Origin of the sequence: Streptomyces sp. NPDC006430, assembly GCF_040612395.1 — a bacterium.
GTDB lineage: Bacteria > Actinomycetota > Actinomycetes > Streptomycetales > Streptomycetaceae > Streptomyces.
The window spans coordinates 1-5,793 of the sequence record NZ_JBEXQA010000079.1 but is presented as its reverse complement, the minus strand read 5'-3'; the positions used below and the strand labels follow the sequence as shown (position 1 = coordinate 5,793).

Below are 5,793 nucleotides of genomic sequence, written 5' to 3'. Positions count from 1 at the left end.
GGGGGGGTACCCGGGGAGCTGTTCGGGGCCCGGGGCGGGCAGCGGCAACAACCGGGGCGGGGCTTCCCCCTACATTATGTCGTCGAACGCCCGGCCCCTTTATGGCCTGTCCACGGGGACCCGCGCGGCGGCGTGCGCCGCGCGGGAGCCATCAGTCGTCAGTCGTCAGTCGTCAGTCGTCCAGGCTCAGCCACTCCGACACGGCGGACCACACCTTGGCCATGTTCTCCGGCGTGCCCATCTCGTGGTGGGCGCAGTCGATGCCGGTCTGATGGATCTCCCCGGAGACGTGGGGCTGCCACGCCTCTCCAGTGACCGGGCCGGCGGAGCTCTCCCGGTCGGCTGTAATCAGCAGAACGTCGCCGTCGAACCGGCCCTGCTCATGGCGCCGCTGGATCTCACGCTGGTTGATCAGAACCCGCGCGATGTTCCCGTACTCCTCCTCCGTCGTGGCCCCGAGCGCACCCCCCGCCTGGCGGCGCACCCACTCGGTCACGGTCGCCAGCACCTCGTCGGGTACCTCCGTGATGTCCTCCAGGGGCCCGGCGTCCGGATCCGGCACGGCCGGGTTCTGGTCGAGGACGACCAGAACCGCAACCTCCTCGCCAGCGGCGCGCAGCCGCACTGCGACCTCGTGCCCGACCACCGCACCGAAGGACCAGCCCAGCAGGTGGTAGGGGCCGGAGGGCTGCACCCGGCGGATCTGCTCGACGTAGCGCTCCGCCATCTGCCCCACGGACCGGGCAAGTCGGTCAGCCCCCTGCAGCCCTCGGTCCTGCAGGCCGTACAACGGGATGTCGCTCGACGCATACCGGGCCAGCGGCATGTAGCACCAGCTCACACCGTCGGCGGGGTGCAGGCAGAAGAAGGGCGGCCTGGTGCCTTCAGTACGGATCGGAAGCAGCTCGTCGAAGGCGTCGCGCACCGACGACAGGCTCATCCCCTTCACCAGTTCACCGACCGTGGGCGCGACGAACACATCGCGGACTGCGATGGAAACGCCCCGCTCCCGCAGCCGCTCCACGAGCCGGACCGCCAGCAGGGAGTGCCCACCCAGGGCGAAGAAGTCGTCGTCGACCCCGACCGACTCCACTCCGAGGACTTCGGCGAACGCCTCGCACAGACTCGACTCGAAGGCGGTGACGGCCCCGTTGGCGGTGGGGGCGGCAGCGGTTACCCCGGGCGCGGGCAGCGCCTTGCGGTCCAGCTTGCCGTTGGGCATCAGCGGCAGCTTGTCGATCACCACCACCGCGGACGGCACCATGTACGCCGGCATCCGGCCTTGGGCGAGGCCGCGCACCGCCCGGCCCAGCTCCTCCGCCTCCTTCGGGCCGGTGGCCGAACCCGGCACCACGTAGGCCACCAGGCGGTGGCCGCCCGGCGTGTCTTCGCGCACCACCACCACGGCTTGCCCGACCGAGGGGTACGTGGCCAGATCGGCCTCGATCTCACCGAGTTCGACCCGGAAGCCACGCACCTTGACCTGGTCGTCGGCGCGTCCGACGTACTGCAGCTCGCCGTCCGCGGTCCACCGGACCACGTCGCCGGTCCGGTACATCCGCTCCCCCGGGGCGCGGAACTGGCAGGCCACGAATCGCCCCGCCGTCAGTCCCGGACGGCCCAGGTACCCGCGGGCCAGACCCTCACCCGCGATGTACAGCTCGCCCGCGACGCCGGGCGCCACCGGAACCAGGCCGTCGTCCAGGACGTAGACCTGGGTGTTGCCGATCGGGGAGCCGATCGAGGTGACGTCGGCCGCCTCCGGCCGGAGCACCTTGGCGGTCGACCAGGTGGTGGTCTCCGTCGGGCCGTACAGGTTGGTCAGGGTCGGCGTCCGGCCCAGCAGGGTACGGGCCAGGTCCCCGGGCAGCGCCTCGGCGCCGATCATGGCGCGGACACTCGTGAGGTCCACCGGGTCGTCGGCGTCCGCCACCAGGCCGCGCCACAGGCTCGGCGTGGCGTGCACCATCGTCACTTCGCCGGTACGGATCAGCTCCCGCAGCGCCCATGGGTCGAGGACCTGTTCCTGCGCGGCGAGGACGAGCCGAGCACCGTTGAGAAGTGGCAGGTAGAACTCGAACCCGGCCATGTCGCAGCCGTGGGTGCTCACCGCGAGAAGCCGGTCGGCGGTGGTCAGCGGGAAGGAGTCCTGCATCGACATGAGGAAGTTCACGATCGCCCGGTGCTCGACGAGCACGCCCTTGGGGCGTCCGGTGGACCCGGACGTGTAGATCACCCACATAGGGTGCCCGGGCAGCAGCGGACGCGTGCGCTCGTCGTCTCCGACCGCCCGGTCCGGCAGGGCGGCAAGCTCCGCGGTCACCTTGGGGTCATCGAGCAGCACCACTGGCACGCCGGATGCGGCGTCGGCGTCCACGTCGAACGACTCGAGCCGGTCCCGCATGCCCTCGCCACTGAGCACGCACATCGCGCCGGAGTCGGCGATGACGTACGCGATGCGGTCTGCGGGGTAGTTCGGGTCGATCGGCAGATAGGCGGCGCCGGCCTTGACCACGCCGAGCAGCGCCACGACCAGGTCGACGGTGCGATCGAAGACGACCGCGACGACCGACTCCGGCCCCACGCCCCGCTGGGCGAGGTACCGGGCCACGCGGTTGGCCCGCGCGTCCAGCTCGCCGTAGCTCAGGGCCACGTCACCGAAGGTGAGGGCGGTCGCATCGGGGGTGCACGCGACCTGCGCCTCGAACAGGGCGCCGACCGTCGTGTCCGGCAGCTCGGCCGTTGTGTCGTTCCACTCGGTCAGCATGCGGTGCCGCTCGTCGTCGTCCAGGACGTCTACGGCGCTGAGCCGGGTGTCCGGAGCGGCGGAGAGGGTCGCGAGGACGTGGTTGAGGCGGTCGCCGATGCGCACCACCGACGCGGGTTCGAAAAGGTCTGCGGAGGCGGTCACCGTGCCGCGTAGACCCGCGGGCGCACCCTGGGCGTCGTACGTCTCGACGATGCTCACGTCCAGATCGAACTTGACGACCGACTCCGTCACGGACGCCTCGTCTGACGCCCTCCGTGGCGGGGCCTCCGTCCCAGTGTCGAGGCCGGGCAGGTCGACCACCGCCTCGGCGGTGTTCTCAAGGAGCAGCATCACCTGGAACAGAGGGTGGCGGGCCAGCGACCGGGCGGGGTCGAGTTCCTCGACGAGGCGCTCGAAAGGGACGTCCGCGTGGGCGAACGCGCCGAGGCCTGCTTCCCGGACCCGCTCTAGCACCTTGCGGTAGGTCGGGTCCTGCGACAGGTCGGTGCGCAGCACGAAGGTGTTGACGAAGTAGCCGACGAGGTCGTCGAGGGCTTCGTCGGTGCGTCCTGCGTGTGCCGATCCGATGGGGATGTCGGTGCCCGCGCCGAGGCGGGAGAGGAGCACGGCGAGTACGCCGTGCAGTGCCATGAACATGGTTACGCCCTCGGCCCGCGCGACGTCCAGGAGCCGTGCGTGCACCTCTGCCGGAACCTCGATCGGTACGCGGTAGCCCCGGTGGCCGACCACGGCCTGGCGCACCCGGTCGGTCGGCAGCGTGAGCTCCTCGGGGATGCCGGCGAGGGCCTCGCGCCAGTAGGCGACCTGACGGGAGAGCAGGCTGTCCGGGTCATCCCCGTCGCCTAGCATCTCGCGCTGCCACAGCGCGTAGTCGGCGTACTGAACCGGCAGTTCCTCCCACTGCGGGGCACGGCCCTCGCTGCGCGCGGCGTACGCCACGGACAGGTCGCGGGCCAGTGGCGCCCAGGACCACCCGTCGGTGGCGATGTGGTGGATCACCACCACGAGGACGTGGTCATCCGCGCCCGCCTCGAACAGCCAAGCCTTTACCGGCACGTCCGCCGACAGGTCGAAGGTGTGGCGCTGGGCGTCGGCGACCGCCCCGGACAGCTCCTCCGGTGCGACCCGGGTCACGGTGAGCTCCCACTCCAGGGCGGCGGGGTCGAGGACCTTCTGGTACGGCTCGCCGTCTGCTACCTCGTACACGGTGCGCAGCACTTCATGGCGAGCGATGACGTCCCGGAGCGCTGCGTTCACGTCGGCGTGGTCCACCTCGCCCGCCAGCCGTACGGCGACGGGAATGTTGTAGGTGTCGCCGGGGCCCTCCAGCTTGTCGATGATCCACAGGCGCCGCTGGCCGTACGACAGCGGCAGCCGTGCGGGCCGGGTGCCGGACGCCAGCGGCGGCCGGGCCTCGCGCGCCCCGGCCAGGTGCTCGGCCAGACCGGCGACGGTCGGCTCCTCGAACAGGTCGCGGATCTCGACCTCGACGCCGAGCAGGGTACGGATCCTGCTGATGAGCCGGACCGCGAGCAGCGAGTGGCCGCCCAACTCGAAGAAGTCGTCGTCCACGCCGACTGCGGGCACCCCCAGGACCTCGGCAAACGCCAGGCAGAGAATCTCCTCCTGGAGGCCGGCCGCCCGGTTCCGGCCGCCTGGCTGAGCGGCCCCGAGATAGTCCGGGGCGGGCAGGGCCTTGCGGTCCAGCTTGCCGTTGCCTGTCAGCGGCAGTCCGTCGAGGACCACCACTGCCGAGGGCACCATGTGCTCCGGCAGGCGCTGCGCGGCGAACTTGCGGATCGTCGCGGGCAGGCCCGGGTCCTGTGCGGTCTCCGGATCATCGGCCACGACGTAAGCGACGAGGCGCCGGTCGCCGGGGACGTCCTCGCGGGCGATCACCACTGCCTGACCCACCAACGGGTGCGCAGCCAGAGCCGACTGGACCTCACCGGGCTCGATGCGGAAACCGCGGATCTTCACCTGCTCGTCAGCCCGCCCTGCATACACCACGCGGCCGTCCGCGTCCCAGCGCGCCAGGTCGCCGGTGCGGTACATCCGCTCGCCATGTGTACCGAACGGGCTGGCCACGAACCGCTCCGCGGTCAGACCGGGGCGGCGCACATAGCCACGCGCCAGGCCCGCACCAGCGACGTACAGCTCACCGACCGCTTCGGCCGGCACCGGCCGGAGCCGGCTGTCCAGGACATAGAAGCGGGTATTGGCGAGCGGCGTGCCTACGGGGACCGCACCGTCGGCCACCAGGTCGGCCGTCAGCGGGGTCGTGGCCACGCCGATGGTGGTCTCCGTCGGGCCGTAGTGGTTGAACACGGCGCGTCCGTCCGCAGCGGACAGGAGTGCCCGCACCCACTCGAGCTGCGCGGCCTCACCGCCGAGGACCAGGGACTTGGCGGGCAGCACCGCGCTCAGGTCCCCGGCCGCGCCGAGGGCCGCGAGGTGGGACGGGACCGCCTTGAGGTGGTCGATGCGGTGCTCGGCCAGGTACCGGCTGACAGCCGCCGGGTCGGTGACCGCGCCCTCGTCCAGGACGTGCAGTTCACCACCAGTGGTCAGGCTCGTGAACACCATGGTGTTGCCCAGGTCGGTGGCCTGCGCCTGGAGCAGCGCGTACCGGTCGCCCGGTGCGCCCAGGCCGACGCGGCCCGGCACGGACGCCACGTAGTTGGCGAGCGAGCCGTGAGTGACCGCGACACCCTTGGGACGGCCCGTCGAGCCGGAGGTGTAGATGACGTACGCGAGCCCGTCCCGGGCCGTCGTCACCTGCGGGGCCGTCTCCTCGGCCCCGGCCAGCTGCATCGTCATCAGCGGCGAGTCGAGGGCGACGAGCCGCTTGCCCCCCGGCAGGTCGTCCAGGATTTCCTCGGTGGTCAGTGTCAGCGCGGCACGGCTGTCGGTGATCAGGTACGCGACCCGTTCGGTGGGCTGGGCGGGGTCGATGGGCAGGTAGGCCGCGCCGGCCTTCCACACCGCCAGGATCGCCGCGATCATCTCCACACCGCGGCCCA

1 protein-coding gene is annotated in these 5,793 nt (G+C 71.5%); it reads right to left on the bottom strand.

The features are described 5' to 3' along the window. Positions 1-172: 172 nt before the first annotated feature. The gene (locus ABZZ20_RS36470; RefSeq protein WP_356877291.1) at positions 173-5,776 is read right to left on the bottom strand and encodes an amino acid adenylation domain-containing protein; all 5,604 of its coding nucleotides are present in this window, start codon (positions 5,774-5,776) and stop codon (positions 173-175) included. Positions 5,777-5,793: the final 17 nt, after the last annotated feature.